The organism is Brevibacillus sp. IT-7CA2 (assembly GCF_949767855.1).
Classification (GTDB): Bacteria; Bacillota; Bacilli; order Brevibacillales; family Brevibacillaceae; genus Brevibacillus.
In genome coordinates this window covers 271,178-285,809 of record NZ_CATKQT010000033.1, presented here as the reverse complement: position 1 = coordinate 285,809, position 14,632 = coordinate 271,178, and the positions used below count along the sequence as shown (strand labels likewise).

16 protein-coding genes are annotated in these 14,632 nt (G+C 46.5%); 6 read left to right on the top strand and 10 right to left on the bottom strand.

Features of this window, described 5'->3' with window-relative positions; all coding sequences use genetic code 11:
• Positions 1 to 100: 100 nt before the first annotated feature.
• The 3 genes from ACM6JA_RS18005 to ACM6JA_RS17995 form a co-directional block, all read right to left on the bottom strand.
• Complete coding sequence (locus ACM6JA_RS18005; protein ID WP_414853427.1) at positions 101 to 781, bottom strand: queuosine precursor transporter; 681 nt, start codon at positions 779 to 781, stop codon at positions 101 to 103.
• A gap of 69 nt (positions 782 to 850) precedes the next feature.
• Positions 851 to 1,486 carry a Crp/Fnr family transcriptional regulator gene (locus ACM6JA_RS18000; RefSeq protein WP_414853426.1) on the bottom strand — a complete coding sequence of 212 codons (636 nt, stop codon included), beginning with the start codon at positions 1,484 to 1,486 and terminating at the stop codon, positions 851 to 853.
• 141 nt (positions 1,487 to 1,627) lie between these two features.
• Positions 1,628 to 2,146, bottom strand: a complete 519-nt coding sequence (locus ACM6JA_RS17995; protein ID WP_414853425.1) for an HPP family protein — start codon at positions 2,144 to 2,146, stop codon at positions 1,628 to 1,630.
• Between the two features lie 138 nt (positions 2,147 to 2,284).
• Between ACM6JA_RS17995 and ACM6JA_RS17990 the strand changes: the two genes are divergently transcribed.
• Both ACM6JA_RS17990 and ACM6JA_RS17985 read left to right on the top strand, forming a co-directional pair.
• Entirely contained in the window at positions 2,285 to 3,241 is a 957-nt protein-coding gene (locus ACM6JA_RS17990; RefSeq protein ID WP_414853424.1) for a GntR family transcriptional regulator, read from the top strand.
• A 161-nt stretch (positions 3,242 to 3,402) separates the two neighbouring features.
• The gene (locus ACM6JA_RS17985; protein ID WP_414853423.1) at positions 3,403 to 4,473 is read left to right on the top strand and encodes a hypothetical protein; all 1,071 of its coding nucleotides are present in this window, start codon (positions 3,403 to 3,405) and stop codon (positions 4,471 to 4,473) included.
• An 82-nt stretch (positions 4,474 to 4,555) separates the two neighbouring features.
• Here the strand turns inward: ACM6JA_RS17985 and ACM6JA_RS17980 are convergent, their stop codons facing one another.
• A complete protein-coding gene (locus ACM6JA_RS17980; protein ID WP_414853422.1) occupies positions 4,556 to 4,945 on the bottom strand; it encodes a VOC family protein in 390 nt (129 codons plus the stop codon).
• 112 nt (positions 4,946 to 5,057) lie between these two features.
• On the bottom strand, positions 5,058 to 6,338 hold the full coding sequence (locus tag ACM6JA_RS17975) for an NCS2 family permease (protein ID WP_414853690.1): 1,281 nt from the start codon (positions 6,336 to 6,338) through the stop codon (positions 5,058 to 5,060).
• 168 nt (positions 6,339 to 6,506) lie between these two features.
• Between ACM6JA_RS17975 and ACM6JA_RS17970 the strand changes: the two genes are divergently transcribed.
• Both ACM6JA_RS17970 and ACM6JA_RS17965 read left to right on the top strand, forming a co-directional pair.
• Complete coding sequence (locus ACM6JA_RS17970) at positions 6,507 to 7,379, top strand: LysR family transcriptional regulator (RefSeq protein WP_007726059.1); 873 nt, start codon at positions 6,507 to 6,509, stop codon at positions 7,377 to 7,379.
• 94 nt (positions 7,380 to 7,473) lie between these two features.
• A complete protein-coding gene (locus ACM6JA_RS17965; RefSeq protein ID WP_414853421.1) occupies positions 7,474 to 8,997 on the top strand; it encodes a glycine betaine uptake BCCT transporter in 1,524 nt (507 codons plus the stop codon).
• Between the two features lie 33 nt (positions 8,998 to 9,030).
• Here the strand turns inward: ACM6JA_RS17965 and ACM6JA_RS17960 are convergent, their stop codons facing one another.
• The 4 genes from ACM6JA_RS17960 to ACM6JA_RS17945 form a co-directional block, all read right to left on the bottom strand.
• On the bottom strand, positions 9,031 to 9,483 hold the full coding sequence (locus tag ACM6JA_RS17960) for a DUF523 domain-containing protein (RefSeq protein WP_414853420.1): 453 nt from the start codon (positions 9,481 to 9,483) through the stop codon (positions 9,031 to 9,033).
• Between the two features lie 24 nt (positions 9,484 to 9,507).
• Complete coding sequence (coaA, locus tag ACM6JA_RS17955; RefSeq protein ID WP_007726054.1) at positions 9,508 to 10,446, bottom strand: type I pantothenate kinase; 939 nt, start codon at positions 10,444 to 10,446, stop codon at positions 9,508 to 9,510.
• A 192-nt stretch (positions 10,447 to 10,638) separates the two neighbouring features.
• Positions 10,639 to 11,091, bottom strand: coding sequence for a Dps family protein (locus ACM6JA_RS17950; protein WP_007726053.1), 453 nt, complete (start codon positions 11,089 to 11,091; stop codon positions 10,639 to 10,641).
• 170 nt (positions 11,092 to 11,261) lie between these two features.
• Entirely contained in the window at positions 11,262 to 11,678 is a 417-nt protein-coding gene (locus tag ACM6JA_RS17945) for a hypothetical protein (protein ID WP_414853419.1), read from the bottom strand.
• A 199-nt stretch (positions 11,679 to 11,877) separates the two neighbouring features.
• On the opposite strand from ACM6JA_RS17945, the gene ACM6JA_RS17940 reads away from it, so the two are divergent.
• Together ACM6JA_RS17940 and ACM6JA_RS17935 are read left to right on the top strand one after the other, a co-directional pair.
• A complete protein-coding gene (locus ACM6JA_RS17940) occupies positions 11,878 to 12,303 on the top strand; it encodes a DUF1259 domain-containing protein (protein WP_007726049.1) in 426 nt (141 codons plus the stop codon).
• Between the two features lie 52 nt (positions 12,304 to 12,355).
• Positions 12,356 to 12,781: a DUF1259 domain-containing protein gene (locus tag ACM6JA_RS17935; protein WP_414853418.1), complete on the top strand. Its 426-nt coding sequence runs from the start codon at positions 12,356 to 12,358 to the stop codon at positions 12,779 to 12,781.
• Positions 12,782 to 12,957: 176 nt separating this feature from the next.
• Here ACM6JA_RS17935 and ACM6JA_RS17930 read toward each other — a convergent pair whose 3' ends face one another.
• Positions 12,958 to 14,574 carry a GMC family oxidoreductase gene (locus ACM6JA_RS17930; RefSeq protein ID WP_414853417.1) on the bottom strand — a complete coding sequence of 539 codons (1,617 nt, stop codon included), beginning with the start codon at positions 14,572 to 14,574 and terminating at the stop codon, positions 12,958 to 12,960.
• Positions 14,575 to 14,632: the final 58 nt, after the last annotated feature.

Genomic DNA, 14,632 nt, shown 5'->3' with positions numbered 1-14,632 from the left:
ATGTAAATTTGATGTAAAGTTTGTATAATCCTTCTAAACTTGTAAAAACAAAAACCGCCAAGCTCCATCGTCCTTGGCGGTTTTTCTTTGTTTTTGTCAATTAGCTTTCGTCCACTTTCATACTGCGTGCGATATAAAGAACTGGCGTCGAAGCTGCCGATACGACAAACTTGATCAGGTAGGTAGTCAACAGGATTTGCCACCATACGTCCATCGGGAATTCTCCCAAAAAGGCAATCGTACAAAAGGTAACGGAGTCGAGCAACTGACTGAAGAGCGTGCTCCCATTATTGCGAATCCAGAGCTGATTTGGGCCTGGACACTTTTTCTTCAACCACGAATAGATTTTCACGTCAACAAATTGGCTGACAAAATACGCACACAAGCTACCCAATGCCACTCTTGGCATCAAGCCAAAAATCGTCTCTAAGGAACCTTGGGCAATATCTGTTTCCTGTGGTTCAAACACCAGCACGAGCTGCATGATGATCGTTGCCGCAATTAAGGTAAAGAAGCCAAACCATACAGCTTTTTTTGCTTCTCTTTCCCCATACTTCTCGTTCAATAGATCGCTTACCAAATAAATAGAAGCATAAATCGTATTGCCGAGTGTCATGACCAGACCGAACATCTCGATTGTTTTGACCACCTGAATGTTGGCCAACACGGTTGCCATCCCGATCCACGCGTAAAGTCCCATTCTGCCGAAAAATCGGTAGCAGAGCAGGAACAGCCCGAAGTTCACCAGAGCAAAAAGCACTCCGATCCAAAAATTAAACATATGATTTCCTCCTAGTTTTGATAACGCGGGAGTTTACGAACCGCGGCCCGTTTTGAGCATTCAATCATTTTACTTGCATTCTCTTATTTTATCAACCATTCTCGATGCGTGCACAGCAATCGACATTCGGGACACCAACACAATTCCCTCATCGACTAAACTGGCTAATGCTAATGAAACGGTTTCTCTGGTCGCCCCCACCATGTTGGCAATTTCCTGATGGGAGAGAGATACGGTCAATTTCCAAAACGGTTCTTCTACTTTTCCAAATCGCTGACATAACTGAACCAACAGATGGAGTACGCGATCCCTAACCGATTCCAAGGCCAGCTTTTCCATCCTCTCCTCTTGTTCGCCCAATCGTTTGGACAACTGGAACATCATTTCTTTCAAGCTTGGTGGACATGCTTGCAGCATTTCTTCCATCCGTGTCGCATTCCAATGAGTAAGCGTCGTTTTTTGCATCGCTTCAATATAGACAGCGCGTGACCCTAGCACCATTTCCTCAATCTCGCCAAAAACTGCTCCAGGTCCCAGCAATCCCACGGTAAAGGCCTTTCCATCCTCGTTCAGCCGAGAGAGACGCAGGAGTCCCTTTTGAATGAAGAAAATGCCCATTCGCGTGTCAGCCGGCGTCTGAAACACCGTTTTCTTGGCTAGAACGATTTGCTCCCCCATTCTCTCATGCTTGATCGGCTCATTCATGATACATCCCTCGCCACTCTAAATACCTAGTTACCTATACTTTTATGCATTTCGATTCATTTGTCAATAACCCTCCCCTCTTCCTTCTAAATGAAAAAATGACCACCTAATAAAAGGCGGCCATTCTTTACTGTGATACTGCTATACCCAAAACACAGGGTACGCACGTTTCTTATGCATGTTATTGACGAACAGAGCTATCAGCACAACCACTACTGCACCTATGAGTACCGGAGACAATAAAAACTCCCACCCTTTGCCGTCCATGACAATGACGATCGGATTTGCACCCGCAGGAGGATGCGTTGTTTTTGTTACATGCATGACGGTAATCGCAAGACCGACACTAACTGCTACGACCCACAGCTGTGATCCGCCTATTTGATAGAGCAGCACGCCAACCAAGCTGGTGAAAAAATGCCCCCCGATGATATTGCGCGGCTGAGATAACGGCGAATCCCAGGCCACAAAAGCAAGCACACAGCTTGCTCCAAATGAAGCCATCAACCAGACAGCGGTGGTTAATTCCGTTAGCATGCCCAGTACCCCTATCGTCACTAATCCGCCAAGGCCCCCAATCAAAGCAACCGAGCCAGATATTTTCAAGGGCGTTCTGCTTCTTCCCTTCATTTTGGCTACAAATTTCTTTATACCACTCATCACAGCCACCTCCTACTCACATCGTAGCAAGTGACCCTTCCTTGTTCTGTGAGGTATCTTACAAAAACATAAATAATAGCTAGTTACCTAGATATTTAGTAAAATGAATGCAAACACCAAACTGTGAGGCGAATATTCATGACTCATTCACTTGTGCGGCTAAATGCGGACTTTCCAATCCCGATCCATGTGCAAATCAAAGAACAATTGAAGCTTCTCATTGGCCTTGGCCACCTTCAACCGGGCGAAATGCTTCCACCTGCTGCCCAATTAGCCGATCAGTTGCAAGTCAACCGCAACACCATCAATGCTGTATACACGCAACTACGGGATGAAGGTCTCGTCTATATGCAAAAGGGTCGCGGTACTTCTATCGCAGACAAACCTGCGATTACTACCTTTCGCATGCGTCAGCAATCGCTTTATGATCACGCCAAAACAATCATGACCGAAGCACAGCAGCTTCCATTTTCGCTGGATGAGCTTATGCTTGCTTCCATTGCTTACGGACATTTGTTTCTTTCCCAGTCCAAGAAAGAAGTCAGATGGCTCTTGGTAGAATGTCACGAGCATGATCATCCTTTTTATCGTAGGAAAATAGAAGAGATCATCGGTCAGCCCATACAGGTTGCCTATCTTGAAAACCATTCAGATGTCCTCTCTGCCTTACAAGATGCAGATCAAATTGTCACTACCGTCAACCATGCAGATGAAGTAAAAGAATTAGCTGCTCGTTATCACAAATCAGTCCTCATCATTGGAGCAAATGCCCAGACGAGCACGCTTCTGGAGATCGCTCGCCTGGAGGCAGGCCGTGCAGTTGGATTTGTTTGTCTCGGAAAAAAAGGCGGGGAATGGATGGCGGGACGTGTACAAGAGGCAGGTATCGAACAGATTCAACACATGACCGCAGGATTCGTTGATGAACGCTCCTTGCAGCAGATTATCCACGATTCTGACTTGCTCTATGCCTCTGCTGCGGTATATGATCAGCTCCTCGCGTTAGCTCCAGACAAAACACGTCTCTATCCCATGCTGTTGGAGCAAAGCAGCGAGGCACTGCTAAAAGAAGCGAGCAACCTCCTCGCACCCTAACATTTACCTGTTACCGGTTTGTAGGTTTTATGACGATAGTCTGTAACCAATGCATCCACACTATCGTACATAATGAACGTGTAGCAAAGACAAGCACAAAATACAGCACACTACACATTACATCATGATCAGTCAGCAAGACTGGGGAGGAGATTCATCACATGAAACACATGAAACACTTGAACAAACTCGTAACAGGAACAGTACTTACTTCCGTACTTTTCACTGGAGGGTATGCAATTACAGCAGATGCAAGCAACACAACGGCTACAACAAAAGGCTTGCAAGAGATTACGAAAAAAACAGCAGACGTAACGGGTGACAAGACCGCAGACACAGTCGTTCTGTACGGGAAAAAAGAGAAAAACAGCCCATACGTTAAGGACCTCACTATCAAAGTAACAGATGGCAAAACGAAGAAATCTTTTAACATCGACGTGAAGGACAACGGCTACGAGCCGAAGCTCTCCGTTCAAGATTTCACTTATGATAAAAAAGGCGAGATCATGGTTACTGCAAGCACTGGCGGAAGCGGCGGCTACACAACCAATCACATCTACAACATTAAAGATGGAAAAGCGAAAGAGCTCAGCCTGCCCGGTCTGGATAAAAACAAAGCAGGTGTAGTCGGTGCGGACTTCGTAGAACTGAAACCAATCGATCTAAACAAAAATGGTCTCTACGTACTGGAAGGCACAGAGCGTCTGACTGGTGATTACAATGCAGATGTTCGCGGCTACCTCAAATCCAAATGGAAGTGGAACCAAACCAAATGGGAATTGATGAGTGCCAACTTCGAACCAGCTGTAAAACCACTCGAAGTATATCATGATACTTTCAAAAGCCAAGACTCTGCCTTTGCTTTTAAAGGTCCAAAATCTTGGAACGGCAACATCCTTGTTGAGGAAAAAACTGGCCCAAATGCAGACGAATACTTGCCAGAAGCAAAGAGTGTAACCCGCTTCATCTTCAATGCTGACAAAGCGGAAGATCGTACACCTGTTGTGGTTATCACCGCGTTTGACCTGAATGACTGGAAAAAACTGAACAACCCGGACGAGCCGCCAGTCGGCACCGAAATTGCACGTAACCAAGCAACCAACACGGTTTATGTAGCAAGCTTGCCACAAGATACGGTATTTGATCCAGCAAGCAAAGAAGGTAAGAAATTCATCCCTCTGATGATGTCTCTGGACCAAGTAAAACAAGCGTTTACGCTGGTAAAACGATAATTCATACGCATCTCTCCACGAACAATCCCTTTGCCACTCTCATAGGCAAAGGGACTTTTTTGTTGTTAGATAGGTTTTCCGCTTACAGCTTCGCAAGTCTTTTTTGCTTCTCCTCTTTTTCAGCCGCATCCAGGTACTCGAACAACCCAAGACGATTTCCCCATGGATCGGCGAACGTCCCCCACTTGACAGGTAGTTCTTCCCGTTGGAAAATTTCAAACGGTTCAATTTGTAGCTCGTTGATCAGTCTTTCTCTTTCCGCCTCGATATCGACAACGGCAAAGCGCACGGGACCGCTACCCTCCGCTGGCGTCCCCTCTGCCAATTGCAGCCAACACCCAGGCAGGACTTCCCACTCAGCAAATCCTTCATGCGGAACAAAATCCGGCTCTCTTTGCAAAAAACTCTGGTACCAGGCTTGTCCTTTGGCGAAATCAGAAGTACGCAATTGAAACGTCATTTCATGAATCATGGAAAAGTCTCCTATTCTTCAACTTTCCACCCATTATTTCACAACCCTTCCGCCACTTTCTAGAGAACAGAACAAAAAAACCCCCGACCCAAGTCGAGGGAAAACTACTCTTTTATGCGAAGATCGGCAGCATGAGATTCAGCAAGAACAATCCCGCGATGACGTACATGAGCGCAGGCACTTCTCGACGTTTGCCCAATGCAAGCTTCATGAGCGGATACGCTACGAATCCAAACGCAATTCCATCTACAATGCTGTAAGACAACGGGATAATCGCGATGATCAAAAAGGCAGGGAAGCCTTCCGAGAAGTCCTTCAGATTAATATTCTGTACATTTTGCAGCATCAGTGCGCCAATGATGATGAGCACGGGAGCAATGGCTCCATCCGGAATCATTTTGATGACAGGAAGCAAACCGAGCGAGAGCAGGAACAAGGTACCTGTTACAAGTGCGGTCAGTCCCGTCCTTCCTCCTGCTGCGATTCCTGCCGCGGTCTCCACTGTCGAAACCGTCGGACTGGTTCCCAAAATGCCAGAGATGGCAGCCGACAACGCATTCGCTTGCAGCGCGCGGCCGAACTTCTGTTGCTGTCCAAGCATCGAGGTATGCCCATGAATCAAGCCAATATTTTCAAAGACGATGACCATCGCCAATGAGAAGGTCGCGATCCAAAATGGCAACGCCCAAATGGCAGAAAAGGAAAGACCCGCAAATACGCTTCCGTAATCCGCAAACGAAAACGATCCTCCTCCTCCTGGCTCGACAATCCCGAACAAAAAGCCAAGTCCTGTACCAACCGCAATTCCGATCAAGAAGTTGCCCGGCACATTGCGAACAAACAAAATCAACGTAACAATCAAAGTAATCAGCGTGACGATCACATGCGGGCTGGACAAGTCACCGAGTGCAACAAATGTAGACGGATTCATGACGATCAGCCCGCCTTTTTGCAAACCGATGAAGGTCAAGAACAACCCAATCCCTACGGTAATCGCTTCTTTTAGCGAAGCGGGGATCGCATTGGACAATATCGTCGCAGCCTTGGTAAAGGCAATCACAGTAAAGATCAGACCCGAAACAAAAACAGCAGCTAATGCTTCCTGCCAAGTGAGGCCCATCGATTGGCATAACGTGAACGTAAACAGGGCGTTAATCCCCATGCCGGGAACCAGAATAATCGGAGCATTTGCCCAAAAGCCCATAAGAAGTGACCCGATAAATGCTGTCAATACAGTCGCCAGAATGCCTGCTTCCATCGGTATTCCAGCATCATTTAAAATCGAAGCGTTTACGGCAACAATGTAGACAATGGTGACAAAGCCAATAAATCCGGCGATGAGTTCCCTTTGAAACGTCGTGTCGTAAGCGCGCAAGTGAAATAGCTTTTCCATCCACGTACGCACGGATTTCCCCTTCTTTCCTTTATGTCTATTCCATGAAGTGAAGATTCACAGGAAACATGCTATCATAGCTTCATCAATATGAAAAATATCCATAAAATCTAATTTTCATATCGTTTTCATATGGAACCAATCTCGTAAGGAAAGAGGGCATTGTGTGTGGATATTCGGCAGCTGCGTTACTTTATCGCCATAGCAGAGGAAGGTCAAATAACGGGGGCGGCTAAAAGACTGAACATGGCCCAGCCACCTTTAAGTCAGCAGCTGAAGCAAATGGAGGAGGAGCTCGGGGTCATGCTCATTGAGCGCTCAGGAAAACAAATGATCCTGACAGAAGCAGGCGTTACTCTCTATAAACAGGCGCTCAATATCGTTCATCAAATGGAGGAAGCTCTCTCCGAGGTCAAAGAAACAGGCGAAGGCATTCGCGGGACGTTGTCCATCGGTGTCAGTGCACTGTCGGCCTATCGCCTGCCAGAACAAATTCGTGTGTTTCAGCAAAAATATCCGCTCATAACGTATAAAATTTGGAAAGGCGATACGCAGCTCCTCAATCAGTGGCTGGAGCGCAGAACCATAGAAGTCGCTATCGTACGCCTTCCCCACTCGTTGAACAACTGCACTATGATTCCGTTGGAGGAAGAGGATTTTGTGCTTATCGTTCCTGCCACCTCCCCCTATGCCGATCGCAAGGAAATCGAAATGCGCGAGATCGCCGAGCTCCCACTCATCATGCCGAGCACGCCAGGATTGGGCATCTACGACTTGATTATCAAAGAGTTCTCCCGTCTAGGCGTGGAACCGCACGTTATCTGCGAGTGCCCGGACATCTCTCTCATCGTCAGCATGGTCGCCTCCTCGGTCGGTTCCTCCATCGTCCCTATCTCGGCATGGGAGACTCATCAGAGCGAACAAATTCGCGGGATTCGACTCTCCGGAACTTCCATTTATTCTTCCGCTGCTGTCGTTTGGCAGTCTGGACGCCATCTGTCCAAAGCAGCGAATCGGTTTATCGAGACGTTTTCATCGTAACTCCATTCAGGTGCGGTCACATCCGGAATAATCTTGGAAATCCCGCGGGATGATAAACTATTACCATTTCTTGTAGACTCCCGGGAGGATAAAGATGACTTTCCTGATATCCTTGGTCATTGTATTTGTCATTGTGCTGTTTGGCGCGATTTCTCCTGAGCTTTTCGCCTCTGCGGCTTCCCATGTACTGAAAGTGACCACGACGAATTTTGGCTGGTTTTATTTAATCGTGACTTTCGGTTTTCTGATCTTTTGCATCTTCCTTGCCTTTAGCAGATACGGACAAATCCCTTTGGGAAGCGACGATGACGAGCCGGAATATTCACTGCCTACCTGGTTTGCCATGTTGTTTTCTGCTGGGATGGGGATTGGTCTTGTCTTTTGGGGAGTGGCAGAGCCCGTCTCTCATTACTTCTCTCCGCCAGCAGGTGTGACCGGACAAACGACCGAAGCCGCACAAACTGCTCTGCGGTATGCGTTTTTTCACTGGGGGCTGCATCCTTGGGGAATCTACGCTCTCATCGCTCTCGCTCTCGCGTATTTTCAATTTCGCAAAGGAGCGAAGGGCTTGATCTCCTCTACCTTTGGCCCGCTACTCGGTGAACGCATACACGGACCGATCGGAAAAGGGATTGATATTCTGGCTGTCATCGCCACGGCATTCGGTGTCGCAACCTCACTTGGCCTCGGTACTCTGCAAATAAACGGAGGTTTGTCTCATCTCTTTGGACTGCCGTCCAACACCACCGTGCAAATCGTGATCATTTCCATTATTACGGTCCTATTTCTGCTCTCGGCTACGACAGGACTGGATCGGGGAATCAAGTATTTGAGCAATACGAATCTGGCATTGGCCTTGTTGCTCCTCCTGCTTACGCTCGTATTGGGACCAACCTCGTTTATTTTTGACGCCTTCACCAGCACGCTGGGCAGTTATTTGAACAATCTCATCTCGATGAGCTTGCGACTGACCCCGTTTACACAAGGGACATGGGTAGCCAACTGGACGCTGTTTTACTGGTCGTGGTGGATTGCCTGGGCGCCGTTCGTCGGTATGTTTATCGCACGCGTCTCCAAAGGTCGCACGATCAAGGAATTCGTCATTTGCGTGATGCTCGTACCGAGTTTGTTGAGCTTCATTTGGTTTTCGGTGTTTGGCGGGACTGCGCTTCATCTCGAGATTTTTGATCAAGCAGCTATAGGGGCAGCGGTACAACGTGACATCTCGACTGCGTTGTTCCTCGCACTGGAGCAGTTGCCCATGGGGTACATTCTCGCTGTTGTTGCGATTCTGTTGATCATCACGTTTTTTATCACATCGGCGGATTCAGCTATTTTCGTGCTCGGCATGCTGTCTTCTGATGGCAACCTGGACCCGTCGAATCGGGTAAAAATCACCTGGGGCGTCCTTCAATCCGCTATCGCGATCGTACTTTTGTTAAGCGGCGGCTTAGAAGGCCTGCAGACAGCCTCTATTGTGGCAGCGCTGCCTTTTACTGTCATCATGGTTCTGATGTGTTTTTCTCTTGTTATGGCACTGCAGGAAGAAGACCGGATTGCGAAAAAGAAACGGAAGGATCAGCAGAAGAAGCTGGAGAGGTTATTGAAGGAGTTGTAAAAAGGAGGACGCTATCCATCGCGTCCCCCTTTGTTATTCATTGGATACTATTGACTCAGATGTTACCTCAATCCCGTTTCTGCGAAACAGCGCCGCCGTCAGCCCGACACCCGACACTTTTTTCCCGGAAAAGCTGCCATCGTAAACAAAGGAGCTTCCACAGGACGGGCTGTTCTCTTTTAATATGGCGGATGTGGCTCCAACCGTTTTCGCCAGCTTCAGCGCTTGGTTTGCCCCCATCAAAAATTCCTCGGTGACGTCTCGGCCAGTGTTGTCTATGATGCGTGCTTTGCCATCCAGAACATCTTCTCCCGTCCCCCCGATGATTTCTGCTGGCGGTCGTGGTGTTGGCAAGCCTCCCAGCTGTTCAGGACAGACGGGGATAGCCTTTCCTTCCCGAAGCAATTGCTCCAGCTCTTGATCCAAGCATGACTTCTGATCGTAACGGCATTCACAGCCGATCAAACAGGCACTAATCACTTTCATGACAACCGTCCCCCACCTTTTTATCTACAGCTTGCGCAGCTTCACACTTTGTATCATATGATCCTGCCCCTTGTCCAAAATTAATTGAGCGCGAACACGTGTCGGCAAAATATTTTGGCGCAAGTTGGCTCCGTTGATCTCCGTCCAAATGCCGGTGGCTACCTCAGTCGCCTCCTCGTCAGACAGACTCGCGTAACGCTTGAAATACGAGGATGGATCGGAGAACGCGGTCTGACGCAGCAGCTTGAACCGCTCTACATACCATTTCAAGATGTGCTTCTCTTCCGCATGCACGTAGATCGTGAAGTCAAAGAAATCGGAAACAATGACCTCGGAAATACGAGCATCGTTTTCGTCACCTCTAGGCGGTTGCAGCACATTCAAGCCTTCGACAATCAAAATGTCAGGCTGTCTGACGGTCTGCCATTCATCTGGTACGATGTCATACACAAGGTGGGAATAAACTGGCGCTTTCACTTCAGGCAAACCCGATTTTACTTCGGATAAAAAATTGATAAAACGGCGCAAGTCATAACTCTCTGGGAATCCCTTGCGCTTCATGATTCCTCTGTCTTCTAGAACCTTGTTCGGATACAGGAATCCATCTGTCGTTACCAAATCGACCTTTGGATGATTCGGCCAGCGGGACAACAGCGTCTGCAAAATGCGAGCCGTTGTGCTTTTGCCTACAGCCACACTACCTGCGATACCGATAATGAATGGAACCTTGCCATCCTGGTTCCCTAAAAAAGTGTGAGTCGCCTGGTACAGCTCCTGCGTGCCTCCGACATACAAATTCAGCAGACGGGACAACGGAAGGTAAATGTCAGAGACTTCCGTCATGGACATTTTCTCGTTTAAGCCCTGCAAAAGGGAAAGCTCGTTATCAGATATGGTCAACGGCGTGGAAGCCCGCAGAGCACTCCACTGCTCGCGATTAAATGTAACATAGGGTGATGCCATGGGAATGTACATCCTTTCCATCATGAAAGTGCTTTCTTTATTTCACACAAGGTTAGTTTACACCAGCATGTCTCTCTTGGGAACAAGAGGGTTGTCCCAAATCAGACCAGCCCTGCACTTTTGCCTTCATGAGCACATAGGAAAAAAGCTGATACCCCGTGGCATCAGCTTTGCTTGTGAAAGAATTTCTCGTTATTTTCCCAAGTGAGCTTGCAGCATCCACACATGCTTTTGCAAGCTGTCCATGATCCCCAAGAACATATCGCCAGTCGCTTCGTCGTCCCCTGCTTCTGCGGCTGTAATGCCCTCTTTGAGCTCTTTGATCAGGAGTGTAAAATCGCTCACAACTGCCTCTACCATTTGATCCGCAGACTCTCCACCTGTCGCTTCCTTTATGGAAGCCTGCTCCATACAAGCCTTCAACGTCGAAACAGGCTTGCCCCCAACCGTTAACAGCCTCTCCGCCAGCTCATCCACATTTTTGGCTGCCTCGTTATATAGCTCCTCGAATTTTTCATGCAGGGTAAAAAAATTCGGGCCTTTGACAAACCAGTGATAATGATGCAGCTTCATATACAGCACAGACCAGTTGGCAACCTGTTTATTAAGTACGTCGGTCACGGGCCGACTCATTGTCATACTCATCCGGATGCTCCACCTCTCATGGTATAAATCGTTTGTAGTATGTGGTGAATCGGTCGTTTCTATTCTTTTTATGTACAGAGCGCATCTAATTTTTGATAACGTACTACTTATTCAACAAGCTCCGCGTATTTATAACGAACCAGGGAAAGATACCCTTCCAAATATTCAACTTAGCCATGTATTTTCACAAGAAAATCCTCTAATACTCTTCTAGTCGCAACGCCAGCTCTGGAAAGTAATTCATTTACACGAACGAGTATGGCAGGATTGTCACGTATCATTTGTTTCCCTTCTAGAGTCGTATAGCTTCTCAACGTATCTACACAGATCACGAAAAGTTCTTCATCACCCGTATCCAGCAACGATAGTAGAATATTCAGCTCATGCTCGTTACAAGAACTGTCCAAACAGTACGCAAGTTTTCGCTGCCATTCTAACGGTTTCATCAGCACATGACTGGACAGGTCTTCCCAATCCTTTTGACTGAACTTCACTAGCATGTCAGACGCTATTATGCAGCCATAGTCATACCAATAATCAACGGTATTTTGGCAGCCTGTTATGAAAACATCTAATTCTTTGTACATGCTGGTCACCTCAATTCAATATTCAAATTTGTCACTCCAAAATGTAAAACCTCCTATATCTGTGCCAAAGCCAATCCCTTGAACAACCAGGACCTAGAATGAAATCTGTGTCTTTTTCACGTAAAAAACCACAAATTACTCATTTCCCTTTTTTCTGTCAATCATACGATATTTCGAGATTGACAAAAGGAGGATTACTATGGCGAATAAAGCAAAAGCGAAGGTTAGCCCACGATTCAAAAGGCTCTGTACCCGATTTGGAAGAATATTAGGGGGCGAGTCAGAAATTGAAAATGGGCCGGTTTGTTTTGTCATGCGCCTTGCAAATCTGCGAGAAACAATCTTGGGAAGACGAACGCTTTCCCCTTTAGTTCGAGCTCAAATGTTTTCGTTTGAATCCCTTGATAGGTCGGGTCGTGCCCTTTGTTTGGGTGAGACTGCCGTTCACCAAAATCAGGTGAACCGCTTGATGTCGAATCTCCGCAAACGTGGGATTAAAGTGACAGCACTTCACAACCACTGGCTAAAAGAAAACCCGCGCTTAATGTATATGCATTGGGAAGCGATAGAGAATCCTATCGTATTCGCCAGGAAAACCAAAGAGTCCATCGCATTCCTGGGTTAACATGGTGGAGCCATGAAGTTTTCATTTCATCATAATCGAAAGGATGACGGATATGGGCAAAGTAAAAGCAAAGGCAAGTCCCCAGTTTAGAAGACTGTGTAACCGATTTTCAGCGATTTTAGGTGGAACAGAGCATGAAATTACGAGAGGTCCCGTTTGTTTCGTCTCCAGAAATAGAATATTCAATGCTTCCATATTAGGCAGAAAAACCACCTCCCCATTGGTCCGCTATCAATTGTTCTCATTCGAATCCTTGAACAGTTCAGGGCGTGCACTATGTTTAGGGGAAACGGCTCTCTTCCAAAACCAAGTAAACCGTTTGTTGTCAAACCTTCGCAAAAACGGGATAAAGGTAACAGCAGTCCATAATCACTGGCTCTTTGACAACCCGCGTCTTATGTATATTCATTGGGAGTCGATTGATAATCCCATTGAATTTGCCAGAAAAGTGAAGCGTTCTATTGCTTTTTTGGGGTAATCATTGGTATTGATAACAGAAAACAGCGGTAGTATGACGTGATAATATTGTCCAAAACTACCGCTCAGTTTTAAACCAAAAACGCGAGATTTCGTACAACGGCAATCCACGATTAGTATCCCCTGAATCTCCGTGCAATTGTGGATTCAGGGGATATTGCCATTTCCTTACTACTTTCACCTTTTCCTGTTATCTCGCGCGTTTTGTTTCAAGATCTGCTGCGCAATTGTATTTCCAATAAGGTAGGCTGGTGCAGACGTGTTGCCATCCACCGTGAATGGAATAATCGAATCATCCGCGACAATTAAGTCTTTTACTCCATGGACATGACCATGGCTATCCACCACTCCCCCCTTGCTAAGAGGCGCCATACGAAGCGCACCTTGTTCATGATGATTATGGTCAAAATTATTTTTGATGAACTCTTCAAGCTTGCGATTATTATTGATGATGTCTAGAGTTGGAGAAATAAGCCGATATGATCGATCGATCGCGGTTAATTGTGCCGCGATCTTCTTGATATATACCTTATAGCAGTTTTTCACTGCTTCAAAATCTGCGGGATTATTGAGATATCCTTCATCAGCCAGCACAACTTTCAACGGATCATTGCTTTGTATTTTTATGGAACCGCGGCTTTTGGGTTTTAGGAAAAGGATAGCTATCGTCAGTTTCCCTTTTGAGCCGATTCCAATCAGTTGGACTGCACGACGAGTTTTGTTTGAAGCTGGAGTGGGATCTGGCAAAAAGGCCCCACCTGTAAAAAGCGCATTTGGATCATCCTCAGGCAATGGGTTATCTTTCGGATTGGCACTAAACTCAGCAAAGTTGAGCGTATGGTTTCTAAGGCCTTTGCCAACGTGGGGATTGGAGAAAACAACAGGGATTCCTTCATCTTTAAGCATTTTGGCGGGACCGATTCCTGAAAGCATTAAAAGCTGAGAACTATTGATGCCTGCTGAGATGATTACTTTTTTCCGAGAGTAAGCTCGCACGCGTTTACCCTCTTTGAGAAATTCTACGCCTATTGCTCGCTTATTCTTAAATAATACCCGAAGAGCTGTAGATTTAAAGAAAACTTGCAGCTTTCGACCATTGACTCCTTGACCAGCAGTAGTCATGATATCTGATGATAGAAAAGCAGTGGAAGCACTTTCTCGCCGTCCATTGGGTTGCTGAAATAATTGCCAACGCGTAAAGGGTCCAAGGGGAGTTTTCGGGTCATTGTAATCGAGTATTTTCCGAAATCCTGTTGCTTTCTCGATGGCTGACACTAACTTTTTGGACATGGGTGTTGGATTTTCAGGTGCTTGCCGAATGTCGATCAATCCGTTATAACCATGAACCTCTTTATTGTTTGTCTTTCCATTGTAATTTTCCATTTTTCGGAAAGTTCGAGTTGCATTCTTTGGTGACCAAAGAGGTCCCAGCAGCTTCTCCCATTGTTGAAAAACTGCTGACGTAGGTCTTACATACTGTTGTGTGTTAATAGAAGAGCCTCCACCCAATAATCGACCCGTCGTCCATTCAAAACTTCGTTCATTTACTTTTTCCTGGGGTACTCCTTCTCCTTGCCAAAAATATTGTGGGAGATACAGCTCCTCCAGCTCTAAAGCAAACGTTGAGTTGCTAATTGGCGTATCCCTATCATTATTTTCTCCTGCTTCCAATACGAGAACGGATGTTTTTTTATCGTCCGTTAGTTTTTTTGCAATAACAGAACCTGCAGGACCGGTGCCTACAACAATGTAATCAAAAATGATTTTCCCATCTTTCTGCTTTCTTTCGCTCATTCTCTACTCCCCTACATGTACAGTTTGGATCATCCCATTAACTCGAAAGAGGCATTTG

Coding starts and splice junctions, on each gene's coding strand:
- ACM6JA_RS18005 (WP_414853427.1), bottom strand. CDS start 781: ATGTTTAATTTTTGGATCGGAGTGCTTTTTGCTCTGGTGAACTTCGGG.
- ACM6JA_RS18000 (WP_414853426.1), bottom strand. CDS start 1,486: ATGAATGAGCCGATCAAGCATGAGAGAATGGGGGAGCAAATCGTTCTA.
- ACM6JA_RS17995 (WP_414853425.1), bottom strand. CDS start 2,146: ATGAGTGGTATAAAGAAATTTGTAGCCAAAATGAAGGGAAGAAGCAGA.
- ACM6JA_RS17990 (WP_414853424.1), top strand. CDS start 2,285: ATGACTCATTCACTTGTGCGGCTAAATGCGGACTTTCCAATCCCGATC.
- ACM6JA_RS17985 (WP_414853423.1), top strand. CDS start 3,403: ATGAAACACATGAAACACTTGAACAAACTCGTAACAGGAACAGTACTT.
- ACM6JA_RS17980 (WP_414853422.1), bottom strand. CDS start 4,945: ATGATTCATGAAATGACGTTTCAATTGCGTACTTCTGATTTCGCCAAA.
- ACM6JA_RS17975 (WP_414853690.1), bottom strand. CDS start 6,338: ATGGAAAAGCTATTTCACTTGCGCGCTTACGACACGACGTTTCAAAGG.
- ACM6JA_RS17965 (WP_414853421.1), top strand. CDS start 7,474: ATGACTTTCCTGATATCCTTGGTCATTGTATTTGTCATTGTGCTGTTT.
- ACM6JA_RS17960 (WP_414853420.1), bottom strand. CDS start 9,483: ATGAAAGTGATTAGTGCCTGTTTGATCGGCTGTGAATGCCGTTACGAT.
- coaA (WP_007726054.1), bottom strand. CDS start 10,446: ATGGCATCACCCTATGTTACATTTAATCGCGAGCAGTGGAGTGCTCTG.
- ACM6JA_RS17950 (WP_007726053.1), bottom strand. CDS start 11,091: ATGAGTATGACAATGAGTCGGCCCGTGACCGACGTACTTAATAAACAG.
- ACM6JA_RS17945 (WP_414853419.1), bottom strand. CDS start 11,678: ATGTACAAAGAATTAGATGTTTTCATAACAGGCTGCCAAAATACCGTT.
- ACM6JA_RS17940 (WP_007726049.1), top strand. CDS start 11,878: ATGGCGAATAAAGCAAAAGCGAAGGTTAGCCCACGATTCAAAAGGCTC.
- ACM6JA_RS17935 (WP_414853418.1), top strand. CDS start 12,356: ATGGGCAAAGTAAAAGCAAAGGCAAGTCCCCAGTTTAGAAGACTGTGT.
- ACM6JA_RS17930 (WP_414853417.1), bottom strand. CDS start 14,574: ATGAGCGAAAGAAAGCAGAAAGATGGGAAAATCATTTTTGATTACATT.